At 66.9% G+C, this 23,637-nt stretch carries 23 protein-coding genes and 1 tRNA gene; 13 read left to right on the forward strand and 11 right to left on the reverse strand.

Features of this window, described 5'->3' with window-relative positions; genetic code table 11:
* Positions 1-691 (forward strand): type III PLP-dependent enzyme domain-containing protein (locus HMPREF0298_RS09115; RefSeq protein ID WP_006840883.1); only part of this gene is annotated, 691 nt, incomplete at its 5' end.
* Here HMPREF0298_RS09115 and cydC read toward each other — a convergent pair.
* From cydC to HMPREF0298_RS09140, 5 genes are all read right to left on the reverse strand, one after another.
* Positions 688-2,175, reverse strand: a complete 1,488-nt coding sequence (cydC, locus tag HMPREF0298_RS09120) for a thiol reductant ABC exporter subunit CydC (RefSeq protein ID WP_006840884.1) — start codon at positions 2,173-2,175, stop codon at positions 688-690. The two genes, HMPREF0298_RS09115 and cydC, sit on opposite strands and share 4 nt — an antisense overlap.
* Positions 2,172-3,713, reverse strand: coding sequence for an ABC transporter ATP-binding protein/permease (locus HMPREF0298_RS09125; protein ID WP_006840885.1), 1,542 nt, complete (start codon positions 3,711-3,713; stop codon positions 2,172-2,174). Before HMPREF0298_RS09125 ends, cydC begins: the two co-directional genes overlap by 4 nt.
* An 8-nt stretch (positions 3,714-3,721) precedes the next feature.
* Positions 3,722-4,726 carry a cytochrome d ubiquinol oxidase subunit II gene (gene cydB / locus HMPREF0298_RS09130; RefSeq protein WP_006840886.1) on the reverse strand — a complete coding sequence of 335 codons (1,005 nt, stop codon included), beginning with the start codon at positions 4,724-4,726 and terminating at the stop codon, positions 3,722-3,724.
* A gap of 3 nt (positions 4,727-4,729) precedes the next feature.
* Positions 4,730-6,304: a cytochrome ubiquinol oxidase subunit I gene (locus tag HMPREF0298_RS09135; RefSeq protein ID WP_006840887.1), complete on the reverse strand. Its 1,575-nt coding sequence runs from the start codon at positions 6,302-6,304 to the stop codon at positions 4,730-4,732.
* Between the two features lie 155 nt (positions 6,305-6,459).
* Positions 6,460-7,173 (reverse strand): IclR family transcriptional regulator, encoded by a 714-nt coding sequence (locus tag HMPREF0298_RS09140; RefSeq protein WP_006840888.1) that lies wholly within the window; start codon positions 7,171-7,173, stop codon positions 6,460-6,462.
* Positions 7,174-7,209: 36 nt separating this feature from the next.
* On the opposite strand from HMPREF0298_RS09140, the gene leuC reads away from it, so the two are divergent.
* Positions 7,210-8,631 (forward strand): 3-isopropylmalate dehydratase large subunit, encoded by a 1,422-nt coding sequence (gene leuC, locus HMPREF0298_RS09145; protein WP_006840889.1) that lies wholly within the window; start codon positions 7,210-7,212, stop codon positions 8,629-8,631.
* Positions 8,632-8,647: 16 nt separating this feature from the next.
* Positions 8,648-9,235 (forward strand): 3-isopropylmalate dehydratase small subunit, encoded by a 588-nt coding sequence (leuD, locus tag HMPREF0298_RS09150; RefSeq protein WP_006840890.1) that lies wholly within the window; start codon positions 8,648-8,650, stop codon positions 9,233-9,235.
* A gap of 5 nt (positions 9,236-9,240) precedes the next feature.
* Here the strand turns inward: leuD and HMPREF0298_RS09155 are convergent, their stop codons facing one another.
* A complete protein-coding gene (locus HMPREF0298_RS09155) occupies positions 9,241-10,248 on the reverse strand; it encodes an NUDIX hydrolase (protein WP_040423019.1) in 1,008 nt (335 codons plus the stop codon).
* A 133-nt stretch (positions 10,249-10,381) separates the two neighbouring features.
* On the opposite strand from HMPREF0298_RS09155, the gene HMPREF0298_RS09160 reads away from it, so the two are divergent.
* Together HMPREF0298_RS09160 and HMPREF0298_RS09165 are read left to right on the forward strand one after the other, a co-directional pair.
* Entirely contained in the window at positions 10,382-11,380 is a 999-nt protein-coding gene (locus tag HMPREF0298_RS09160) for an NAD(P)H-dependent glycerol-3-phosphate dehydrogenase (protein ID WP_006840892.1), read from the forward strand.
* A 20-nt stretch (positions 11,381-11,400) separates the two neighbouring features.
* Positions 11,401-12,456: a D-alanine--D-alanine ligase family protein gene (locus tag HMPREF0298_RS09165; RefSeq protein ID WP_040423022.1), complete on the forward strand. Its 1,056-nt coding sequence runs from the start codon at positions 11,401-11,403 to the stop codon at positions 12,454-12,456.
* On the opposite strand, the gene HMPREF0298_RS09170 is transcribed toward HMPREF0298_RS09165, so the two are convergent.
* A complete protein-coding gene (locus HMPREF0298_RS09170; RefSeq protein ID WP_006840894.1) occupies positions 12,422-13,357 on the reverse strand; it encodes a DUF3515 domain-containing protein in 936 nt (311 codons plus the stop codon). The genes HMPREF0298_RS09165 and HMPREF0298_RS09170 overlap by 35 nt on opposite strands.
* 34 nt (positions 13,358-13,391) lie before the next feature.
* Here HMPREF0298_RS09170 and HMPREF0298_RS09175 point away from each other — a divergent pair, with 34 nt between their 5' ends.
* Genes HMPREF0298_RS09175 through coaD form a run of 6 tightly spaced genes read left to right on the forward strand, consistent with a single transcriptional unit; the run spans position 13,392 to position 19,742 of the window.
* The gene (locus HMPREF0298_RS09175; RefSeq protein ID WP_040423024.1) at positions 13,392-14,357 is read left to right on the forward strand and encodes a thiamine-phosphate kinase; all 966 of its coding nucleotides are present in this window, start codon (positions 13,392-13,394) and stop codon (positions 14,355-14,357) included.
* Positions 14,354-15,010, forward strand: coding sequence for a uracil-DNA glycosylase (locus HMPREF0298_RS09180; protein WP_006840896.1), 657 nt, complete (start codon positions 14,354-14,356; stop codon positions 15,008-15,010). Before HMPREF0298_RS09175 ends, HMPREF0298_RS09180 begins: the two co-directional genes overlap by 4 nt.
* 44 nt (positions 15,011-15,054) lie before the next feature.
* The gene (locus tag HMPREF0298_RS09185; protein ID WP_006840897.1) at positions 15,055-16,548 is read left to right on the forward strand and encodes a DAK2 domain-containing protein; all 1,494 of its coding nucleotides are present in this window, start codon (positions 15,055-15,057) and stop codon (positions 16,546-16,548) included.
* 4 nt (positions 16,549-16,552) lie between these two features.
* Positions 16,553-18,655 carry an ATP-dependent DNA helicase RecG gene (locus HMPREF0298_RS09190; RefSeq protein ID WP_006840898.1) on the forward strand — a complete coding sequence of 701 codons (2,103 nt, stop codon included), beginning with the start codon at positions 16,553-16,555 and terminating at the stop codon, positions 18,653-18,655.
* Positions 18,656-18,675: 20 nt separating this feature from the next.
* Positions 18,676-19,260: an RsmD family RNA methyltransferase gene (locus HMPREF0298_RS09195; RefSeq protein WP_006840899.1), complete on the forward strand. Its 585-nt coding sequence runs from the start codon at positions 18,676-18,678 to the stop codon at positions 19,258-19,260.
* Positions 19,257-19,742 carry a pantetheine-phosphate adenylyltransferase gene (gene coaD / locus HMPREF0298_RS09200; RefSeq protein WP_006840900.1) on the forward strand — a complete coding sequence of 162 codons (486 nt, stop codon included), beginning with the start codon at positions 19,257-19,259 and terminating at the stop codon, positions 19,740-19,742. Before HMPREF0298_RS09195 ends, coaD begins: the two co-directional genes overlap by 4 nt.
* Here the strand turns inward: coaD and HMPREF0298_RS09205 are convergent.
* The 4 genes from HMPREF0298_RS09205 to trhA are packed head-to-tail and all read right to left on the reverse strand — an operon-like array spanning position 19,739 to position 23,085.
* Positions 19,739-20,503, reverse strand: a complete 765-nt coding sequence (locus HMPREF0298_RS09205) for an amino acid ABC transporter ATP-binding protein (RefSeq protein ID WP_006840901.1) — start codon at positions 20,501-20,503, stop codon at positions 19,739-19,741. The genes coaD and HMPREF0298_RS09205 overlap by 4 nt on opposite strands.
* Positions 20,504-20,506: 3 nt before the next feature.
* A complete protein-coding gene (locus tag HMPREF0298_RS09210) occupies positions 20,507-21,436 on the reverse strand; it encodes an amino acid ABC transporter permease (protein ID WP_006840902.1) in 930 nt (309 codons plus the stop codon).
* Positions 21,433-22,329, reverse strand: coding sequence for an ABC transporter substrate-binding protein (locus HMPREF0298_RS09215; protein WP_006840903.1), 897 nt, complete (start codon positions 22,327-22,329; stop codon positions 21,433-21,435). The genes HMPREF0298_RS09210 and HMPREF0298_RS09215 overlap by 4 nt, the downstream gene beginning before the upstream one ends.
* Positions 22,330-22,359: 30 nt before the next feature.
* Entirely contained in the window at positions 22,360-23,085 is a 726-nt protein-coding gene (trhA, locus tag HMPREF0298_RS09220) for a PAQR family membrane homeostasis protein TrhA (RefSeq protein WP_006840904.1), read from the reverse strand.
* 102 nt (positions 23,086-23,187) lie between these two features.
* Between trhA and HMPREF0298_RS09225 the strand changes: the two genes are divergently transcribed.
* Positions 23,188-23,261: transfer RNA gene (locus HMPREF0298_RS09225), tRNA-Leu, on the forward strand.
* A 137-nt stretch (positions 23,262-23,398) separates the two neighbouring features.
* The gene (locus HMPREF0298_RS11885) at positions 23,399-23,602 is read left to right on the forward strand and encodes an RNA polymerase sigma factor (protein ID WP_245527481.1); all 204 of its coding nucleotides are present in this window, start codon (positions 23,399-23,401) and stop codon (positions 23,600-23,602) included.
* Positions 23,603-23,637 lie beyond the last annotated feature (35 nt).

Below are 23,637 nucleotides of genomic sequence, written 5' to 3' on the forward strand. Positions count from 1 at the left end.
GGAGCTCGCCGATACACTGACCGCCGCAGGCCACACCCCGGAGTTCATCGACATCGGCGGCGGGGTGCCCATGAGCTACCTCGACGACGCCGAGCAGTGGGCCGACTACCAGGCCGCCATCGCCGCCCAGCGGGCCGGTTACGCCGCCCCGTTCACGTGGAGATCCGACCCGCTTGCCACCACCTACCCGTACTACCAGCGGCCCACACGCGGGCCGTGGCTGGACGAGGTGCTCTCCGGCGGGGTCGCCGAAGCGCTCACCGCGCGCGGCTTGCGGCTCCACCTTGAGCCGGGCCGCTCGCTTCTCGACGGCTGCGGAGTGATCCTCGCCCAAGTCGCCTTCGTGAAGACGCGTAGCGACGGCCTCCCGCTCGTCGGCCTGCACATGAACCGGACCCAGTGCCGCACCACCTCGGACGACTACCTCGTCGACCCGATCCTAGTCAAGCGCACGCCGGCCAGCGAGGAGATCGAGGCCTTCCTCGTCGGCGCCTACTGCATCGAGGACGAGGTGATTCTGCGCCGCAGGATCCGCTTCCCCCAGGGGGTCTCAGCCGGCGACATCATCGCAATCCCCAACACCGCCGGGTACTTCATGCACATCCTGGAGTCGGCCTCGCACCAGATCCCGCTGGCGAAGAACGTGGTGTGGCCGTCCGGCGAGCTTGACCCGATCGACCAGCCCGGCTAGTTCTCGTGGGCCACGACGATCACGGTGCGTTGCGGTTTCGGCCCGGGCAGCGGCGAGTTGAGCAGCATGTGCATTAGATCGGCTGAGTCGTCGGGGGTCAGGTGCGCTGTGGGTTCGTCGAGAAGCAGCACGTCGGCGTCGCTGCACAGCGCGCGGGCGAGCAGCAGGCGGCGGCGCTGCCCGGCCGAGAGCGAGTCGGCGCCGTTGTCGAGGACAAAGTCCAAGTCGAAGGGGAAGCCGACGGCGGAGAGGACGCGCGTGGCGAGGGTGTCGTCAAGCTCGGGCGTGCCCACGCGCAGGTTCTCGCGCACCGAGGTTGAAAACACCCACGCGTCCTCCGCGTAGAACCTGGTGCTTGCCGGGGCGGTCGCTTCGCCCGAGGCGGCGGGCACCAACCCCGCGAGCGTTTCCAGCATCGTGGTCTTGCCTGAGCCCGAGGGCCCGCGCACGAGCAGGCGCTCGCCGGGCTCCACGCGGAGATTCCACACCGTATCGCCGTAGATGGTGCGCAGGTCGCGCGCCTCGACGGTGTCGGACACCGCGGGTCCAGCGACATCGGCGCGTTGCGTGTTCAGCAGGTTGCTCAGGCGCGATGCGGCGCGCGCGGCGTCGTCGGCGTGGCGCGCGGCGGCAGGCAGGGGACCGTGGGACTCGAACGCCGCCAGCGACAGCATCAGCAACATGCCCAACCAGGTCGGATTCCCGCTGTAGGTAGCCACCGCGATCGCCGCCACGCCGAGCGCCGCAGCGCCCGTGGCCACGGTCTGGATCGCCTCGGCCGCAACGGTTGAGCGCTGCGCGGCGAGCTTCTCGCGCGTGACGCGTTGCGACGCTTCCGCAACCTCGCCGATCAAAGCCTCGGCCCGACCGGCCGCGGCGAACTCCACGCGGTGCTGCAGCACCTGATCGAGGCCGACGGCGAACTCGGTGGACTCCTCCACCTCGCGGGCGCGGCGATTCGAGCGTGCGGCGATGCGCGGCACCAAGAAACCGGTCACGGCGAGAGCTGCCGCCATCACCAACGCGGCCGGCGGGCTCAGCCACGCCGCAAGCCCCAGCGCGGCGAGGGAGACCACCACCGCAACGAGGCGGGGGATGTGGCTGCGCACCAGAAAGTCCGTGACCCGCTCGGTGTCGTCGACCACATAGACGTGGCCCTGTCCGCGCGATGTCGCAGCGGACGAGGCCAGCGCGTCGTAGACTTTCGCGCGCAGCTCGCTCAGCGCACCGAGCGCCAGCTGGTGAGCGACGATCCGGTCGATGTAGCGAAACACTGCGCGAGAGATGCCCAAACCCCGCACCGCGGTGATCGCCACGGACAGGTGCAGCACTGGGGGCATCTGCCACGCCCGGGTGATCAGCCAACCGGACAGCACCGTCAGGCTCAGCGCGGACAGCAGCGTCACCGCTGCGGCGGCGACCGCCAGCGCAACGGCCCCGGGTTTGACCCCCGCGACCCGCAGCAAGGATATGGCGTTTCTCACAGGTCCACCACCTTGTCGGAGGCCTCGGCGACGCGCATGTCGTGGCTGGCGACCAGTACCGTGCGCCCGCGCTCGGCCGCGTCGCGGATCGCGTCGAGCACCTCGGCGACGCGCTCGGGGGACAGATGCGCGGTGGGTTCGTCGAGAAGCACAATCGGCGCGGGCGAGGCGAGGGTGCGGGTCAAGCCGATCAGTTGCAGCTCGCCCGCGGAGACGCCGCGCGAGGCAGGGTCGATGAAGCGCTCGGGTTCGACCGTCGGGGCCAGCGGGGTGGGAGTGACGGGCGCGCCGAAGAGCTCGAGGTTCTCGCGCACGGTGCCGGGCACCGTCGCGGGCCGCGCCGCGAGGAAGGCCACCTCGCCGCCCACGGCGATGCGCCCGCTGACGTCGGTATCGGGCAGCGCGCCAAGTATGGCGAGGAAGGTCGTGGACTTGCCCGTCCCGTTCGGCCCGCGCAGCACGGTGACCTCGCCGGGGTGGGCACGGAACGACAGGTTGTGGGGCAGCGTGCCGTCGCGCCCGGTAACGCTCAGGCTGTCCACCTCCACGCCGGACCGAGCAGGCGTGAGGTAGGAGCCAGCGGTGGCGGTGGGGGCGTCGATAAGCGATAGCACCTTATCCACCGCCTCGAGCCCGTCGGCGGCGGCGTGGTAGTTCGCGCCGACCTTGCGCACGGGGTTGAACACCTCGGGCACCACGATGAGCACGACTAGGCCGGCGAGCAGGCTGATGTCGCCGTAGACCAGGCGCAGGCCGATACTCACCGCGACCAGCGCGACGGAGAGCGTGGCCAGGAACTCGAGCGCGAACGACGACAGGAACGCCAGGCGCAAAACGCCCATCGTGGAGGCCGCGTGCCGCGCACCGGCGTCGCGGATGTGCTCGCCCGGGCGTGTCGACGCCTGCATCGCGCGCAGCGTCGGCGCTCCACGCAGCAAGTCCGCAATCTGGTGGCCGAGCGCGGTGGAAACACGCAGGCGCTGCTCCGTGCGCGCGGCGGTGAGCGTGCCGATGAGCACCATAAACGCCGGGATCAGCGGCAGGGTGACCAGCGCGAAGACTCCGGCGACGACGTCGAAGGAGAACACCGCGACCAGCGCAATCGGCGTTGCGATCACCCCTGCGACCAGCGAGGGCAGGAAATCGGTGAGGTAGGGCCTGAAGTCGTCCATGCCGCGGGTGAGCACGTGGCGCCACAGGGCGGCGTCGCGCTCGACGGCGCGGGGATCCTGGCGCGCCAGCGCGGTCAGCGCCTTGCTGCGCAGCACGTCGATGGTGGCGCCAGCGGCGTGGAGCGAGGCGCGCTGCGCCGCCGCTGCCGCCGCGCTGTGGGCGAGGATCACAGCGGCGAGCGCTGCGAACAGCAATACGTAGTTCACGTCGCGCCCCTCAACGGCGGAAGCCGCGATCACACCAAGGAGCGCACCTCGCGCGACGACGAGAGCGGTGGTGACCCCCTGAGCGATTCCCGTGCGCAGGATGAACCGGCGCACCGGGGGCGCAAACCGCACGAGGCGGGGGTCGACAGGGGAGGCCACGGTGCTTCTTACACCTTCACCCTCTGCCTGAAGGACCAGAAGGACCACGCCTGCGCGACGATCACGGCGGGCAGGATGATGATCCCGGCCCAGCTCATAATCCGCAGGGTGTACGGGTTCGATGCCGCGGAGTAGATGTCCCACCCCGGGTGGGCGCTGGTCGAGCGGATGACGTCCGGGAACAGGGAGCCGAACAGCACCACGCAGACTGCGGCGATGGCTATGGTCGTGGCGGCGAAGGCGAACCCATCGCGATTGGCAAAGGTTGCGCCGATCGCCGCGGCGATGCCAAGCGCCGCCACCGCCACGGCAATCCAAGTCCACTGCGCCCCGGCTACGTTCTGCAGCCACACGACGTACAGCAGGGAGACGATCGCGGTCGGCGCGGCGAGCCAGCGCAGTGCCAGGGTGCGGGCGCGGCCGCGCAGCGGCTCGTGAGCCTTCAACGCGACGAAGATCGCGCCGTGCAGCGCGAAGAGCAGCACGAAAGCGAGGCCACCGGCAAGCCCCAGTGGGTTGAACAGGCCGACAAAGCCGTCGGTGAAGGAGCTGATTCGGCCCTTGTCGTTGAGCGGCACGCCGGCGACGAGGTTGGTGAAGATCAGGCCCCACAAAAAAGCCGGGAGGTAGGAGCCGAAGGTGGTGCCGATGTCGCAGCGGCGGCGCCACTGGGCAGTCTTGCCTTTTACACGCCACTCGAGGGAGACGCCGCGCACAATCAGGCCGACGAGGATGAGCACGAAGAGGAAGAAGAACCCCGAAAGCAGGGTTGCGTACCACTCGGGGAAGGCCGCGAAGATGGCCGCGGCGGCGGTCACGAGCCACACCTCGTTGCCGTCCCACAGCGGCCCGATGGTGCTCACCTGCGCGGTGCGCCGGCGGTCGTTGTCCTCGGGCGTGTCACCTCCGACGAACGGAAGCAGCATGCCCACGCCGAAGTCGAAACCCTCGAGCACAAAGAAGCCAGCGAAGAGCACGGCAATCCCCAGAAACCAGATCGTGTTGAGATCCATCAGCTACTCTCCTTTATCTCCGCGAATGCTTGTCGATGCCCCATCGCCGCGCCCCGGTGACGTCGTCACGCCAAAGCTCAACGGCTCGAGCTCCGCGTCGTCGGCCGGGCCGTAAGAAGCCGCCGCCGGGTTGGCCGCGTCGCCGGCGGACATGCCCGGCTGGTCGAGGCCGTAGAGGGTGTAGCGGCGCATCAGCGCGAACCAGATCACGGCGAGGATGCCGTAGAGGGCGGTGAACACCCCGAGGCTTAACAACACCTGCCATGGTTGGTGGTCGGAGACGCCGAAGTCGACGATCATATGGATGTTCTGTTCCCCGTTGGGTCCGTCGACTCCCTGGAACGATGGGTTGGGGTGGACCACCCACGGCTGGCGGCCCATCTCGGTGAAGATCCAGCCGGAGAAGTTGGAAATCCACGGCGCGGGCAGCGCGGCCAGGCAGGCGATCTGGATCCAGTTCTCGGAGGGGACGCGCTTCTTACGGGTCTTCCACAGGGCGACGACCGCCATGATGGCGGGCACGGCCATGAAACCGATCATCAGGCGGAAGGACCAGTAGGTGACAAAGAGGTTCGGGATGTAGTTACCCGGCCCGTAAAGCTCCTGGTACTGCGTGTTGAGGTCCATCGCGCCCTGCAGGGTCACGCCGCTAAAGCGACCCTCCGCGAGGAACGGCAGCACGAACGGGACGCCGATTAAGTGAATCGCCGTTTCGCAGTTGTTCATGGTCGACACCGACAGAATCGAGAAGTACGGATCGGTCTCGGTGTGGCACAGCGCTTCCGCCGAGGCCATCTTCATCGGCTGCTGGACAAACATGAGCTTGGCCAGTGCGTCCCCGGTCAAGGCAACTCCGATTGAGGAGACGAGGATGATCCACGCCCCGAAGCGCGTGCAGGTGCGCCAGATCGTCGCCGCGGTGCTGTCGGGGTCGCCCTGGCGCGCCTCACGCACCATCCACCAGCCGGCGATGCCGCAGACGAAGGTGCCGGCGAGCATCCAGGCGGCGAAAATGGCGTGGGGCACGGCTTGAACTGCCGTGGGGTTGGTCAGCAGCGCCGCGAAGTCGATGAGCTCGGCGCGGTCGGTCTCGGGGTTGTAGCGCGCGCCGACGGGGTGCTGCATAAACGAGTTGGCCACGATGATGAAGTAGGCCGAGACGTTCACGGCCACGGCGACGATCCAGATTGAGACCAGGTGCGCCCAGCGGGGGACGCGTCCCCAGCCGAAGATCCACACGCCGAGGAAGACGGACTCGAAGAAGAACGCCGCGAGGCCCTCGAAGGCGAGGGGAGCGCCGAAGACGTCGCCGACGAAGCTGGCGTATTCGGACCAGTTCATACCGAATTGGAACTCTTGGACCAACCCGGTGACCACACCCATGGCGAAGTTGATCAGAAACAGGTTTCCGAAGAATCGCGTGGCGCGGTACCAGGGTTCTTTGCCCGTTACCTGCCAGAGCGTCTGCATGATGGCAACCACCGGGGCGAGCCCGATGGTGAGCGGAACGAAAATGTAGTGGTAGACGGTGGTGATGCCGAACTGCCACCGGGAGAGATCGACGAGATCAAGCTCCATGGTGCTGGCTCCTAGCTGGTTTAACTATCAGAGGCGGACAAGTTGGTCGGGGTACGCGCAAAGCCGGAACTGACAAAGAAGGCTTTATTGGTAGTCGGATGCGCGGGCGCAGAAGTTCCTCACGCTTCCGGGCAGTATCGCACTGGCGGGATGTCCTACAGTGCGCTGCTGAGCCTGGTGGCCGCGGCGCTGACTACCTTTCCCCAGGTGTCGCAGGGTCGCGGGCCGAGGCGTTCAACGGGCCCGGATACTGAGAGCACCGCCAGCACGTGGCCCGCGGAGTCTGTGATCGGGGCGGACACGCTGGCTAGGCCGATCTCGCGCTCGGCGACGGACTCGGCCAGGTAATCGTTGCGCACCCGGTCGAGCTCGGGCTCGGGGAACGGGTGGTCCGCAATCAGGTCGAAGGCGGCGAAGACGCGCGCCGCGGAGCCCGCGGTCAGTGGAAGCTGCGAGCCCACCGGCACGGTGTAGGTCAGTCCGCTGGGCGGCTCCTCGGCGGCGATGCAGGTGCGCGTGTTGCCGGTGAGTACGTAGAGCTGTACGGATTCTCCGGTCGTGGTGACCAGCTCGCGCATGATCGGCTCGGCCGCAGAGAGCAGGCGCGGTGACGCCTTGGCCGAAAAACCGGCGAGTGCGGGGCCGATGGTCCATTCGCCGGAGGGGGTGCGTGTGAGCACGCGGTGTACCTCGAGCGCGGTGGCGATGCGGTGTGTCGTGGCTCGGGGCAGGCAAGTATCCTCGCTTAGGTTCGCCAACGACTTGTCGCCCATGGCGACGGAGCGGACGATGGCGATGGCGCGGTCGAGCACTTTAATGCCGGAGTCTTCGCTATACTGTCTCACACGATGGATACTAGCATTCCGCATAATGGGAATGTTCGTGACTACCAGAGGAGGAAAGTGATGGCAGACAAGCCTTTGACACTCGCCGAGAAAGTGTGGCAGGACCACGTGGTGACAAAGGGGGCAGACGGCGACCCTGACCTGATCTACATCGATTTTCAACTCCTCCACGAAGTCACTAGCCCGCAAGCTTTTGACGGGCTGCGTATGTCGGGACGGACAATCCGACGCCCCGCCCAGCACCTGGCCACCGAGGACCACAACGTGCCCACCCTGGGTATCAAAACTGGCAACCTGCTCGAAATACAGGAGCCGACCTCACGCATCCAGGTGGAAACACTGCGCAAGAACTGTGAGGAGTTCGGCGTGCGCCTGCACTCCATGGGCGACGTGAAGCAGGGTATCGTTCACACCGTCGGTCCGCAGCTCGGTATCACCCAGCCGGGCATGACCATCGTGTGCGGTGACTCGCACACCTCCACCCACGGCGCGTTCGGCTCCATCGCCATGGGTATCGGCACCTCCGAGGTCGAGCACGTCATGGCCACCCAGACGCTCTCTCTTAAGCCGTTTAAGACCATGGCCATCGAGGTCTCCGGCGAGCTCGCCGAGGGTGTGACCGCCAAGGACCTGATCCTGGCGATCATCGCCAAGATCGGCACCAACGGCGGCCAGGGCCACATCATCGAGTACCGCGGCGAGGCCGTGCGCAAGCTGTCCATGGAAGCGCGCATGACCATCTGCAACATGTCCATCGAGGCCGGAGCCCGTGCCGGCATGGTCGCCCCCGACGAGAAGACCTTCGAGTACGTCAAGGGCCGCGAGTACGCCCCCACCGGCGCCGATTGGGACGCCGCGGTGGAGTACTGGAAGACCCTGCCTACCGACGACGGCGCCACCTTCGACACCGTCGTCGAGATCGACGGCTCCGCGCTCACCCCGTTTGTCACCTGGGGCACCAACCCGGGCCAAGGCCTGCCGCTGTCGGAGAACGTGCCCGATCCGGAGTCCTTCGGCGATGACACCGCGAAGCGCGCCGCGGAAAAGGCTCTCCAGTACATGGACTTGACGCCGGGCACGCCGCTGCGCGACATCAAGATCGACACCGTGTTCCTGGGATCGTGCACCAACGCCCGCATCGAGGACCTGCGCGCCGCCGCCGAGATTCTCAAGGGCCGCCGCATCGCAGACGGCACCCGCATGATGGTCGTGCCCTCGTCCACCATGGTTAAACAGCAGGCCGAGGAGGAGGGCCTGGACAAGGTGTTTACCGAGTTCGGTGCAGAGTGGCGTACCGCCGGCTGCTCCATGTGCCTGGGCATGAACCCGGATCAGCTCAAGCCGGGTGAGCGCTCCGCCTCTACGTCGAACCGCAACTTCGAGGGCCGCCAGGGACCCGGCGGGCGCACGCACCTGGTGTCACCGCTGGTCGCCGCCGCCACCGCTGTCACCGGCCACCTGTCCAGCCCCGCCGACCTCTAAGAAGGAGCACACGAGAATGGAAAAGTTCACCACTCACACCGGTGTTGGCGTCCCGTTGACGCGCTCGAACGTGGATACCGACCAGATCATTCCGGCGCGCTACCTCAAGCGCGTCACCCGCAGCGGGTTCGAGGACGGCCTGTTTTCCAACTGGCGCGACAATGAACCGGATTTCGTGCTGAACCAGGATGAGTACAAGGACGGCTCGGTCCTGTTCGCCGGAACGGATTTCGGCACCGGCTCCTCGCGCGAGCACGCTGTCTGGGCCTTGGGCGACTACGGGTTCCGCGCCGTGTTCTCCCCGCGCTTCGCAGACATCTTCCGGGGTAACGCCGGCAAGGCCGGGCTCTTGGCGGGCGTGATGAGCGAGTCCGACATCGAGCTGATCTGGAAGCAGCTCGAGCAGAACCCGGGCATGGAGGTCACCGTCAGCCTCGCGGACCGCACCGTCACCGTCGGGGAGAACACCTACACCTTCGACATCGACGACTACACCCGCTGGCGGCTCATCGAGGGCCTCGACGACATTGGCCTGACGCTTCGCGACGAGCCCGCGATCGACGCCTTCGAGTCGCAGCGGCCGACGTTCAAACCCAGCGTGTAGCGCCGCTAGCGCACCGGCAGGGCGGAGGGCATGTAGTCGGCACCGGTGAGGTCGTCACCGTTGAAGGACAGCACCCAGACCCCGCCCTTTTTCACGGAGATGGGGCCGTCAATGGGCAGCCTTCCGGTGTCGGAGAGCCAGGCGATGATGTCCGGCATGATCCCGCCTTGGGAGCAGATGACGCTCACCCCGCCGAGCGCGACGACGTCCGCGAAGGCCTGCTTGCAGGCCACCTGATTATCCACCCAGGCGCGCTCGCCGAAAAGCTCGTTGACTTCGACGTCGAGCGTGAGCTCGTCGGCAAGCGGGGCGACGGTGGTCCGGCAACGGTCGGGCTCGGCGGAGAAGATGCGCTGCGGGTTAAACGGGGCGAGCATGGGCACCAGCATCTCGGACTGGCGGCGGCCCTTCTTGTCTAGCGGGCGAAGGTTGTCGTCGCCGCTCCACTTCTCGCGCTCGTGGGCGCGGCCGTGGCGCACGTAGAGGATCCGCGAGGTGGCGGGCAGGCGGAAGCGCTTCTCCGCCTTGTGAAGTACCTGGCGGTCGAGGTCGTAGGTGAGCAGCTCCTTGGCCTCATCGAGGGGCAGCCAGCGGATCTCATCGACCTCGCTGTTGGGCGTGAACTCGCCGCCGGTGACCTGACCCGTCCAGTAATAGACCACCTTGGTGGTGTTTTTCACCGGGTAGATGGTCTTGCCCAAAAGCTTGCCCAGGCGGATGTCGTAGCCGGTCTCTTCTTTGATCTCGCGCACGGCGGTTGCGACGAGAGACTCGCCGGGGTCGACTTTTCCCTTGGCCAGGGACCAGTCGTCGTAGTGCGGGCGGTGGATGCAGGCGACCTCGATTTTTTCGACAGCCTCCAGGTCGCCACGCCACAGCACGGCACCGGCCGCGAGCGTGGTCTTGTTGAATTCGCGCTCGGGGTGGCGCGGGATTTCCTGGTGGCGGCCCGTGAGGAACATCTCTCCGCGGTCGTCTTTGTCTGTTTCGTGCATTGTCGCCCTAGATGCCATGGAGACATTGTGGCGCACACTCCGCGGTAGTGCGAACTCACCCGCCCGCGTGTCGCGCACCGCATCCGGCTAATCTTGGGCGGTACATGCCCCCGGGGGTGCTGTCGAAGACTTCAAGGAAAGCGAGCGTGCGATGGTCAACGTAGCGGTGATGGGCGCAGGGTCGTGGGGTACGGCGTTGGCGAAAGTGTTTGCCGACGCCGGCAACGCGGTCACCCTGTGGGCGAGGCGTGCGGAGCTTGCGCGGTCGATTACCGCCGAGCACGTCAACGCCGACTACCTGCCCGACATCACCCTCCCGCAGGCGTTGGTTGCCACCGCCGATCCCGCAGAAGCGCTGGACGGCGCGGATATCGTGACTTTTGCGGTCCCGAGCCAGACGATGCGCGAGAACCTTTCGGTCTGGCAACCGCTGCTGCCTGCCGACGCCACCCTAGTGTCCATCTCCAAGGGCATTGAGTACGGCACCCATTTGCGCATGTCCCAGATCATCGCGGAGATCACCGGGGCGAACGAGGAGCGTATCGCCGTGCTCACCGGGCCCAACTTAGCGCGCGAGGTGGCCGAGGAGCAGCCGGCGGCCACGGTGATCGCGTGCACGAACCTCAACCGCGCGAAGCTGCTCCAGGCGGCGTGTTCGACGCGCTACATGCGCCCGTACACGAACACCGACGTCGTCGGCGCGGAGTTCGGCGGGGCCTGCAAGAACGTCATCGCACTCGCCTGCGGCATGGCGGCGGGGTTGAACTTGGGAAGCAACACGCAGGCGACGCTGATTACGCGCGGATTGGCGGAAATTGCGCGCCTCGGCATTGAGCTCGGCGCCGATCCGCGCACCTTTTCCGGCCTAGCGGGAATGGGTGACCTGGTGGCCACGTGCACGTCCACGCTGTCGCGCAACCGCACCTTCGGCGCGGCGCTGAGCGCGGGGGCGAGTCTGGAGGAGGCCAAGGCGGCGACCAAGGGGCAGGTCGCCGAGGGTGTAATTTCTTCGCAGTCGATCTACCAGCTGGCCACGGAGGCGGGCGTGGACATGCCGATTACCACCGCGGTGCGCGCGGTGTGCCATGAGGGTGCGGGGGTCGAAGATTCCATCGTGGCGCTGATGGGTCGCTCGAAAAAGTCCGAGTAACGCCTTGTAGGCTTCGACACGTGATTCGTGTAGCAGTAATTTACGGTGGCCGCTCCACCGAGCACTCCATCTCCTGCATCTCCGCCGGGGCAATTATGGCGCAGCTGCCGAAGGAGACCTACGAGATCGTCCCCATCGGCATCACCCGCGAGGGCGCGTGGGTCACCGGCAGTATCGACCCTGTCGGCGGCGCGACGCTGCCCGAGGTCGCGCCTGGGCGCGAGGTGGCGCTGACGGCGACACCGCAGCGCCGCGGCACGATTTCGGACGTCGCAACCGGCGAGGTCCTCGAGGTCGTCGACGTCGCCTTCCCCGTGCTGCACGGCATGTACGGCGAAGACGGCACGATCCAAGGCTTCTTCGAGCTCTCGGGCCTGCCCTACGTCGGACCGGGCGTGCTCGCCTCCGCGTGCGCGATGGACAAGGAATACACCAAGCGGCTCGTCTCCTCTGCGGGTATCGCGGTGACCGACGAGGTCATCGTGCGTCGCGGCGAGTCGCTTGACGACGCCACCAAGCAGCGCCTCGGCCTACCCGTCTTTGTCAAACCCGCCCGGGGTGGTTCCTCAATCGGTGTGTCCAAGGTCAGCGACTGGGCTGAGCTGGACGACGCGATCGCCGTCGCGCTGCAGTCTGACTCCAAGGCGATTGTCGAAGCGGAGCTTGTCGGCGACGAGGTGGAGGTCGGCGTGCTCGAGTACCCGGACGGTCGCGTCGAGGCTTCCGTGCCCGCTACGCTCAACGGCACCGAGGACGGTGAGGAGGGCTTCTACGGCTTTGAAACGAAGTACCTCGATGAGGGGGTGACCGCCACCATTCCCGCGCCCTACAGCGAGGAGGTGACGCAGCAGATTCGCTCGCTCGCCATCACAGCGTTTCGCGCCCTCGGCTGCCGCGGGCTGTCACGGGTGGACTTCTTCCTCACCGAGCGCGGGCCGGTTCTCAACGAGATCAACACCATGCCGGGTTTCACCCCGATCTCGATGTACCCGCAGGTGTGGAAGGCCTCGGGAGTGAGCTACCCCGAGCTGTTGCACACCCTTATTCAGACCGCGCTGGCACGGTCGCCTCGATAGCCTCCGACAGCGCGGTCACCGCGGCGTTGCCCTCGCCCTGGGGAAGGTGCACGGCTATCACGGCGTCGCGGCCGAGCGCGAACCAGGTAGACGCGCTGGGGTTGTCCGCGAGCTCGGTGTCTTCAAACCAGGTCACCCCGTTGATCTGGTAGAGCTGCAGGCCGGGTTCGTAGTTCTCCGGTGGAGCGACATTGCAGCGCAGAAGAATCGGCTCTTTGCCCTCAGCCTGCCAGGCCACGGTGCGTTCCTGCTCGACGTCGAGGCGCGTGTACCCCTCGGCGGGAGACTGCGGCAGGGCGGATAGCAGTGCGTCGCAGGTGCCCGCTTCGGTGGCGGGGCCATCGGCTAGCTGCGAAAGCGGGGCGGGGGCGGGAGTATGGGTCGCCTCCGGCAACGCAGCGGCGTTAACGTCGGCAAGCGCGCGTGCGGCGTCGCCGGTACCGCCGTTCGCCGTGACGGCGACGACGGGGGAGCGGTCGGTGGTGTACCACGTGGTCAGGTTTGAGCCGGCGATGGGATCGTCGATGCGCATCCACTGCGCCCCGCCGGCCTCGAACGTCGGGGTGTACTCGGTGTACTGCAGTGGCATGTCCACCCCGCAGCGCAGCGTGACGCGCTCGGTGGACGACGACTGCCACGCCGCGGCACCCGCGGGTGCCGGCTCGGCGAGCTCGGCGCGCTTGTGGCCCATCAGCGTGTTGGGAAGAGCGTCGAGAAGCGAGGCGCACTCCGGCGAGCCGGCCAGCGGCGAGGGCAGTTCGGGCATGGACACCGGCGTCAGCGCGACGCGGTTGAAGTAGACTTTGGCTCCGGCGAGGACTCCGACGATCAGCGCCACCGCGAGGACCAGGCTGATAACGATGAATGGCTTGGGAATCGGGGTAGCGGAATCCTTGCTCATGATTAGGCATTCTAACGAAAGGCGCACGTCACCCGTGATTGAGACAGGCTTTCCCACCGCCGGCCCGACGCTGGGAGAGGTGGGCGAGCACGAGGTCATCCGCGCGATCCTCGGCGAGGCGCCGTCGCCCTTCAACGGTGACGACGCCGCCGTGCTGACCCCGCCGGTGCCGAACTCCCGCGTCGTGGTCACAACAGACATGCTCGTCGAGGGCCGCCATTTCGCGCCCGAGCTGACAACGCCGTTTGCTGTGGGGCGCAAGGCCGTGGTGCAAAACTTCGCGGATATCGAGGCGATGGGTGCGCGGCCGATCGCCGCGGTGCTGGCGTTTTCCGCCCCGCCCGAGCTGCCGCTTGAGGTGGTGCGTCAATTCGCCGCCGGGATCCAGTCGAAGGTGGGCGAGTACACATCCGAGCTCGTCGGCGGGGACGTCACCAGCGGCGCCTCGCTGGTGCTGTCGATCAGTGCGGTGGGTTCTCTCGGCGGCAGCCTGCCTCCCCTTGAGCTGGATCGGGCGCGTGCGGGCCAGCGCGTTGTCGCCCACGGCAAGATCGGCTACTCCGCCGCCGGGCTCGCCCTGCTGCAATCCGGTGCGGACATTCCCGAGCACCTGCACCCGCTGGTGCATGCCTACCAGGCGCCGGAGCTGACGCCAGGCCGCGGCATGATCGCGCGGGCCGCCGGGGCGACCGCGATGACGGATAACTCCGATGGGCTGGTGCGTGATGTCGGCGTGTTGGCGGAGCGCTCCAAGGTGCTCATCGACCTCGATTCCGCGGCGCTCGCCCCGGATGAGCTGCAGGTCGCCGCGGGCGAGCTGCTCGGCATCGACCCGTGGCAGTGGGTCTTAAGCGGCGGCGAAGACCACACGTTGCTCGGCACGATCGACGGCTCCGCCCCGGTCGGCTTTCGCACCATCGGCGAGGTCCGCAAGGGCGCGGGCGTGCTTGTCGACGGCTCCACCCCGGCATACAGCCAAGGATGGGAGAGTTTTTCATGACGCACACGTCACGGTTACCAGTCCACGACTCGTGGCAGGAGCCGCTCGCCCCGGTGGCCGATCAGATCCATGCGATGGGCGACTTTCTGCGCGCCGAGCGCGAGTACCTGCCGCGCGGAAACGACATCCTGCGCGCGTTCGCCGACCCCTTCGACGAGGTGCGCGTGCTCATCCTCGGGCAGGATCCGTACCCCACGCCCGGGCACCCGATGGGATTGAGCTTTTCCACCCAGCCCGGGGTTGCCCCGCCGCGGTCCTTGGTCAACATTTACAAAGAGCTCCACTCGGACCTCGGGATCGCCCCTCGCGCGGACGGCGACTTGAGCAGTTGGGCCTCCCAGGGCATTCTGCTGCTCAACCGGGTGCTCACGGTGCGCCCCGGTGCCCCGGCGTCGCACCGCGGCAAGGGGTGGGAGGCGGTGACTGAGGCGGCGATTCGGGCGCTGGGTGCGCGCCGCAGCCCGCTGGTGGCCATCTTGTGGGGCCGCGACGCGCAAAGCGCCGCACGTTTTTTGGGCGACACCCCGATGATTGAGTCGGCGCACCCCTCGCCGCTGTCGGCCAGCCGCGGGTTCTTCGGCTCCCGGCCGTTTTCCCGCGCGAACGAGCTGCTGGTCAGCCAGGGTGCGGACCCGGTTGATTGGTCGTTGTGAGCACGTTGTCCGCGCGTCGGGTGCTGCAGGTAAACTCGGGTGCCATGGCTAACCCACCCGCGCTCGAGCCAGTGTTCGACGGCGCCCACCTCCTGTCGTGGGCGCAGCGCTCGGCATCTGAACTCGATCGCCGTCGCGTGGAGATCAACCAGCTCAACGTTTTTCCCGTCCCGGATGCGGACACCGGCTCGAACATGGCGCACACGATGGCCGAGGCGGTGCGCGAGGCCGCGAAGCTCGATGAGTCGGCCTCGTTGGTCGAGGTGGCCGAGGCGCTGGCGGTCGGCAGCATGCGCGGCGCGCGCGGCAACTCCGGTGTGGTGTTGTCCCAGGTAATCAGGGGCGTGGCCCAGTCCGTCGGCGGAGGGGAGGTGACGGGCGAGGTCGTGGCCGAGGCGCTGAGTTCGGGCGTGGACTTCGTCGAGCGCGCGATCGTCGATCCGGTCGAGGGCACGGTGGTCACCGTGCTGCTCGCCGCCGCGGACGCCGCCCGCGATGCCGTGGGCAAACCGCTGGCCAAGGTGGTTGAGGCGGCGGCGATGGCCGCGCGCGAGGCGCTTGAGCGCACACCTTCGCAACTCGCGGCGCTGCGCGACGCCGGCGTCGTCGACGCCGGAGGCACCGGGCTCGTCATCCTGCTCGACGAGCTGCTCGCCGAGGTCACGGGGGAGACCCCGCGCGAGCCGCAGGCACCGGGCGCGGTTGGGGAGAGCCACGGTTCTGCCGCTCACCTCGAGATCATGTTCATGTTTTCCGGCCCGGTTGACGAGCTCGAGCGCACGCTTCTCGACGCCGGGGGCGACAGCCTCGTCATCGCGCGCGCCAGCGACACCGAGGCCAAGGTGCACGTCCACTCCGTCAACGCCGGGGCCTTGATCGAGGCCAGTTTCGCCCTAGGCGAAGTGTCCGACTTGCGCCTCGAGGTTCTTCCCGACGTCGAGGAACCCGCCACCAGCGAGCGCCTTATCGTGGCGATCACCCCGCCGGGCTCACTCGCCGAGCTCTATTCCGGGGCCGGCGCCGCAACCATCGCGCCGGAGGCGGACGAGGCCGCAACGGTTGAGGCCGTCCTCGCGGCTATTGCCAAGGCCCGCCCGCGCGAGGTCGTCTTCCTGCCCAACGGGCTGATGAGCGAGGCGGCTGTGGCGGGCGTCGAAAAGGCGGCGGGCGAGACCGTCGAGCACGTCTCGGTGCTGCCGACGGTGCGCCTGGTGACGGGGATAGCGGCGCTCGCCGTGCACGACGCGGCCCTGCCGGTGGATGTGGCGGCGGAGACGATGGCCGAGGCGGCGGAGGAGATGCGTACGGGCGTGGTCACCCACGAAGACAACGCCCACGCTTCCGGGGCGCCCGCAGATGCCGTCGCCGCGGCCTGCGCGAGCCTTCTCGAAGGCGGTGGGGAGCTGATCTCCGTGCTCTACGACCCGGTGGCGATCCCCTCGCTCGACCAGGAACTGCTGTCCACCACGCTGGGCGCGGAGGTGCGCATCTACCCAGCCGATAGCCTGGGTGCGATAGCGGAGATCGGGGTGGAGTAGCGCCGTGTTGGGGACCATCGATCCGCGCCCGCTCAATCTGGTCATTCCCATTAAGCAGGCCCGAGCCCTGCACAAGCACCTCGGTATCGAATCGTGCGGCGACCTGCTGCGCCACTACCCGCGCAAGTATCTGCACTACGGCGCGGGCAGCGAGCTGGAAGGCACCCGCGAGGGCGACACGATCAGCATCATCGGCCGCGTCATTGATACCCATTTCATCCCGCGCGAGGGCAAGCCGATCTACAAAATCACCGTCGACGACGGCCGCTACCGCATCGGCGCGACCTTTTTCGGCTCCCGCTTCGCCATGCGCGCGCTCACCGAAGGCAAGCGAGTCATGCTCACCGGCAAGCTCAGCTTCTTCCGCTCGGCGCCCCAGCTCCAGCACCCGGACTTCGTGCTTCTCGACGGCCCCACCCAGGCAACCGGGGCGCTGAAGCAGCTGTCCCACTTCGGTGATCTGGAGGAGATCCTCTCCGGCCGCGAATGGCTGCCGTTGTACCCTGCGACGTCGAAGGTGAGCACATGGACGATCATGGGCGCGGTGCACGCGGTGCTGAAGACGCTGCCGCCGGTTGAGGAACCACTCGGGTTTACCCCGATCGGCTACTCGTCGCTGAACAAGGCGATTCGCGAGATCCATGAGCCCGGCCCGGCCGGCCCGGACGCGGCGCGTCGCCGGTTGAAGTACGAGGAGGCCAGCGGCATCGCGCTGGTGATGGCGGTGCGCCGCGCGGATCGCCTGCTCGAGGACGCGACCGCGCTGCCCCCGGTGCGCGGCGGGCAGTTCGACCAGCTGCTGGGCAACCTGCCGTTTCCCCTGACCGACGGGCAAAAACAGGTACTGGCCGACATCACCGCGGACATGTCGCGGCCGCGCCCGATGAGCCGGCTGCTCCAGGGCGAGGTCGGCTCCGGCAAAACCATCGTCAGCCTGCTGGCGATGCTCCAGGCGGTGGATAACGGCTCCCAGTGCGCCCTGCTCGCGCCCACGGAGGTGCTGACCATGCAGCACGCCCGCTCGCTGCAGGAAACCGCGCTGCGCGCCGGCCTGACCACGAGCGTTGTGGCGCTGACGGGGTCGATGACCGCCGCGCAGCGCCAGGAGGCGTTGCTCAACATCGTCTCGGGCCAGGCCGACATCGTCGTGGGCACCCACGCGCTGATCCAAGAGAGCGTGGAGTTTTTCCGCCTCGGCCTCGTGGTGGTTGACGAACAGCACCGTTTCGGCGTGGAGCAACGCGACGCGCTACGGGCCAAGGGCGGCGATAGCCCGCCGCACGTGCTGGTGATGACGGCCACCCCGATTCCGCGCACCATGGCGATCACCGTGTTCGGCGATCTGGAGATCTCCACCCTGCGCGAGTTGCCCGGTGGGCGCAAACCGATCCAATCCTCCGTCGTTCCGCAGTTCAAGTCGGCGTGGGTGGAACGTGGCTGGGAGAAAATCCGGGAGGAAGCCCAGGCCGGCCGACAGGCCTACATCGTGTGCCCGCGCATCGACGGCGACGGCGGCGTGCTGATTACCGCCGCGATGCTCTCCGCCACCGAGTTCGCTGACCTTGACGTGGGCGTGCTCCACGGCAGGATGAAGGGCGAGGACAAGGATGCGGTGATGAAGGACTTCGCCGCCGGCGCGATCGACGTGCTGGTGTCCACCACGGTCATCGAGGTGGGCGTGGACGTGCCCAACGCCACCGTGATGATGGTGCGCGAGTCCGAACACTTCGGGGTGAGCCAGCTCCACCAGCTGCGCGGGCGCGTCGGCCGTGGCGGAAAGCAGTCGCTGTGTCTCTTCCACACGCTCGCCGATGAGGACTCCCAGGCGTTCGAGCGCGTGTGCCAGGTCGCAGCAACCGCCGACGGATTCGCGCTGGCAGAGCTCGACCTGCGCACCCGACAGGAGGGCGACATCCTGGGCGTGAACCAGTCGGGCAGCCACCGCACGCTGAGGTTGATCAACCTCGTGGACGACTTCGACATCGTGCAACGCGCCTACGACGACGCGGAGCGCTTCGTCGAGCAGCACCCGCAGCTGGCGCGGGGCGCGATGGAGACGCTGATGTCCACGGTTCCGGAGGAGTGGGAATACCTGGACAAGAGCTGACACCGGTTAAGGTGGGGTGCATGAACCGCATCATTTCCGGTGAGGCGCGCGGGCGCAAGATCAAGGTCCCGCCTGAGGGGACGCGACCGACCTCCGACCGCGCGCGCGAGGGGCTGTTTTCCTCCCTGCAGGTGCGCTTTGGTTTCATCGACCAGACGGTGCTCGACCTGTTCGCCGGTTCGGGCGCGTTGGGTCTCGAGGCGGCCTCGCGCGGCGCGTCGGAGGTGGTGCTCGTGGAAAACGACCCGCGCGCGGTCAAAGTCATTGAGTACAACGCGTCCGTTGTCGGCCACCCGAACGTGCACGTCGAGCCGGTCAAGGCGTCCACCTACTTGGCCCGGGCGCCGCGCAACCACTTTTCCATGGTGCTTGCCGACCCGCCCTATGACCTCGCGGACGAGTCCGTCGCCGAGATGCTCGCAGCCCTTGAGCCCGCGCTTGTCGACGGCGCCGTGGTCGTCGTCGAGCGCCACCGTGAAAGCCCGGAGACTGCCTGGCCCGAGGCGTTCACCCCGACGACCCAGAAGCTGAAGAAGCGCCTGTACGGCATCGCGCGTATGGATATGGCCGTCTACTCCAGCCCCCGAAAGGATCCCACCCCATGACCACAGCAGTGTGCCCGGGCTCGTTCGACCCGGTGACCAACGGCCACGTAGACATTTTCACCCGCGCCGCGCGCCACTTCGACGAGGTCGTTGTCCTCGTCACCGGCAACCCCGCGAAAACCTCGGGGTTGTTCACCGTCCACGAGCGCGTTGAGCTGATCGAGCAGGTGCTTGCCGACGTCCCCAACATCCGCGTCGATTTCTGGGGCGGGCTGCTGGTCGACTACACCACCGCCCACCACATCACCGCCCTGGTTAAGGGCCTGCGCTCCTCGCTGGACTACGAGTACGAGCTGCCGATGGCGCAGATGAACCGCAGGCTCTCCGGGGTGGACACGTACTTCCTGCTCACCGACGAGAAGTTCGGCTACACCTCCTCCTCGCTGTGCAAGGAGGTTGTCAAGTACGGCGGCGATGTCACGGGTCTGGTGCCCGAGATCGTGCTGGCGGCGATGAAGGAGAAGTACCGCCAGAGTCCCTAGAACAGGGTGGACAAAAACGACTTAGTGCGGTCTTGGCTCGGGTTGTCCAGCACCTCGGCGGGTGTTCCGTACTCCACGATGCGCCCCTCGGCCATGAACGCGACGTGGTCGGCGACCTCGCGGGCGAAGTTCATCTCGTGGGTGACCACGAGCATGGTCATGCCGTCGTCAGCCAGCCGCTTCATCACGCCGAGGACCTCACCGACGAGCTCGGGGTCGAGCGCTGAGGTCGGCTCGTCGAAAAGCATGAGCTTGGGCTCCATCGCCACCGCGCGCGCGATGGCGACGCGCTGCTGCTGACCTCCCGAGAGCTGGATCGGGTACGCCGCCGCCTTCGATTCGAGGCCGACCATCGCGAGCAGCTCGAGCGCACGCTCCTTCGCCTTGGCGGCGGGCACGCCCTTGACGTGGATCGGCGCCTCCATGATGTTGTCGAGCACGGTGCGATGGCCGAACAGGTTGAACTGCTGGAACACCATACCGATCTCGCGGCGCTGTTTCGCGGCGTCACGCTCGGACATCTCGTACAGGGTGCCGCCGCGCTCGCGGTAACCGATGAGCTCGCCGTCGACGTAGAGGCGGCCCGCGGTGACCTTCTCCAAGTGGTTGACGCAGCGCAGGAAGGTGTATTTACCGGAGCCGGAAGGGCCGATCAGGCACGTCACGGAGCCGGGAGCAACGGTCAGGTCGATGCCCTTTAACACGTCAAGGTTGCCGAAGGACTTCCAGACGTTTACGGCCTGAATCATGGGAGTGGTCATAAGTTAGCGTCCTTTGGGCTCGGGGGCGTCGACAAGCTGCACGTTGGCCGGGATGGTGCCCTCGGCGTCGGCAAGCGCGGCGAGCTGGCGGGTGGTGAGCTGGCGCGTTGCGCCACGGTCGAAGTACTTCTCCAGGTAGTGCTGGCCGACCATGAGGATCGAGGTGATGGCCAGGTACCAGGTTGCCGCGACGAGCAGCATGGGCACGGGCTCGAACAATGCGGCGGCGATGTCCATGGAGCGCCCGTAGAGTTCCAGCGAGTATGGGACCGCGACGACCAGCGACGAGGTCTTCAACAGCGAGATGAACTCATTGCCCGTCGGCGGGATGATGATGCGCATCGCCTGCGGCAGCACCGTGCGCTTCATCGTCTGCGACCAGCTCATCCCCAGCGCCTTGGAGGCCTCAATTTGGCCCTCGGGCACCGAGGAGACGCCTGAGCGCACGATCTCAGCCATGTAGGCCGCCTCGTTGAGCGCCAGTCCGACGACGGCGAGCAGGAACGCCGAAGAGGTGAACGGCTCGAGCGGGATCTCGGCGACCCCGAGGTTGAAGGTGTCGTAGATCGAGCCGATCAATCCCCAGAAGATGAGCTGGACGTAGACTGGGGTGCCGCGGAAGATCCACAAAAACACCCACGCCACGGTCTTGAACACCGGGTTCGGAGACATCCGCATCACCGCGAGAAGCACGCCTCCGACCACGCCGAACAGCATCGCGAGGATCGTGATCGCCAGGGTGTGCAACGCCGCGATGGCGATGCGGGTATCGAAAAGGTAGCGGAAGTACGTGTCCCAGCCGTAGGCATCGTTGCGGGCCGCGCCGATGATGAACCAGACCGCTAGGGCGATAATGATTGCCGCGAGAATCCAGCGCCCGGGGTGGCGCAGGGGCTTGGCCTCGATGCGCTCGGGTGGTGTTGTTGCCATCATGCTGCTCCTTGCTGGGGCTGTTCGTTGATCAGCGCTTCGTCGATTAAGCCTGAGTCGATGTTCCACTGGTTGAGGATGCGGGCGTACTCCCCGGTGTCGATGAGGTGCTGCATCGCAGCGGCCAGCGCGGGGCCGAGTTCCGAGTTCTTGTTCACGGCGATCCCATAGGGGGCTGCGTCGAACATTTCACCGACGAGCTCCAGATCGCCGTCGGACCGCTCGACCGCCCAGGCCGTGACGGGGGAGTCGGCGCTGAACGCGTCGGCCCGCCCTGTCAGGGCAGCGAGTGCGGCGTTGTCGGAGGTGTCGAAGGACAAGACCGTAATCGGATCCTCGCCCGCGGCGGCGCAAGCGTCGCTCTTCGGGCGGACATCGTCCGTTTCGGAGACCGTGGTGCGCTGCACCGCAACGGTCAGTCCGCACGGGTTCGCGGGGTCGACGTCGTTGCCGGGCTGCTGTGCCCACTGGATTCCGGCGTAGAGGAAGTCGACGAAGTCGTAGGACTCGCGGCGCTCCTCGGTGTCGGTGAATCCGGACATGCCGGCGTCGAGGCTGCCGGCCTGGACTGCGGGCAGGATCATGGAAAAGTCCATCTCCTGGGGGTCGAACTCGAGGCCCATGACCTGCGCCAGCGCCCGGCCGAGGTCGAGCTCGACGCCGATGAGGTTGCCTGTGGAGTCTTTGAACTCGAAGGGGGCAAACGGTGGGTTCGTGCCCACCGACAGCTTGCCGTCCGCCGCGACGCTCTCGGGCACCATCGCGGCGATCTCTGGCACCGCTTCCACCTCGACGGGCTCCCAGCCTTCGGGGTTTCCGCCCTCGGCGTTGGTCACGCACGAGGTCAGCAGCAGGGCGCTGCCGACGACCGCGGCGACACTGTAGGACTTACGCATTGCTGCATAATAACCAGCGCCGCTGACGTTTTACAATTGCGGCAATGCGGGCTGGCCTGCCTGAACGACGATGATCCAGATCGCCACCAAGTGCAAGGCCGCAGCCACAATCGTCAACGTGTGAAAATGCTCGTGGTAGCCGTAGTGGCGGGCCTCGCGGCCCGGCCATTTGAAGCCGTAAATGATCGCGCCGACCGTGTATGCCACTCCGCCGAAGAACAGCAAGAGGATCACTTCAGGGTCCGCTTCGGTGCGCAGCACCGGCAAGATGGGCAGGACAAGCCAGCCGAGAGTGATGTAGACCGCTACGTCGAGCCACCTGGGGTGGTTGATCCACACCATGTTCAGTACGACGCCCAGCGCCGCGCCCGCCCAGGCGATGACCAGCAACCATGTCGAGTAAGGCGGCTCCAGCAGGATGGTGCACAACGGCGTGTACGTAGAGGCGATGAAAATGGCGATGGTGGAGTGGTCCGCGCGGCGCCACCACTGGACCGTCTCAGCCGACTTCCACGGGCCGCGGTGGTAGAGCCCGGACACCGCGAACAGCAGGATCAACCCAGCGCAGTACACGCTCACACTCAGCGCCTCGGCGGGCCGCAGGGTCATCCACGCGAAGGTGATCAGCACCGCAGAGCCGATCGCCGCGACGAACGCGGCGATGAGGTGGGCCCAACCCCTCGTCGATGGGCGCGGTCCGCGGTCAAGAACGCGATACGTTCGATCGATTGTGGTCACCCACGCAAGGCTACGCATCGGTAACCCATCGTGCCATTTGCTTGTCGACGCCCCACGCTCCGGGGGTGCACGCACCAGATTTCCGCCGGCGCTCGCTGCTGCGCTAAGCTTTACTCCCGCGCCCCAGTAGCCCAATTGGCAGAGGCAACGGATTCAAAACCCGTCCAGTGTGAGTTCGAGTCTCACCTGGGGCACTTGTGAGTTGAAGCGGCCATTTTCCGCGGGTTGGCTGGATTTATTCGACCGCCGTCGCGCTTGAGAGCTAGGAATCGTGCTAGTCGTCACCGAGCCGCTGAAGGTTTCGAAGGCTAGAGCAGACAAGATGAGGGCCATGATCGCTATGAGTGCGAACTTTCGAGGCCACTCTACGCCGCTGGGGATGAAGCCTCTTTTGCTTATCGACGTCGCCGGCCTCACCGTGGAAAACGCCGCCCGCGAAATGGGCGTCAAACCTGGCACGGTGAAATCGCGACGCTCCCGAGCTCGCGACGCCGTGTTCAAGGCCGTCAGTGAGCGCGACACCACGGCGGTCTAACGGTTAGTACACGTGTGTCACTATAGTGCGCCAAT

The sequence above is a fragment of the Corynebacterium lipophiloflavum DSM 44291 genome (genome assembly GCF_000159635.1).
GTDB lineage: Bacteria > Actinomycetota > Actinomycetes > Mycobacteriales > Mycobacteriaceae > Corynebacterium > Corynebacterium lipophiloflavum.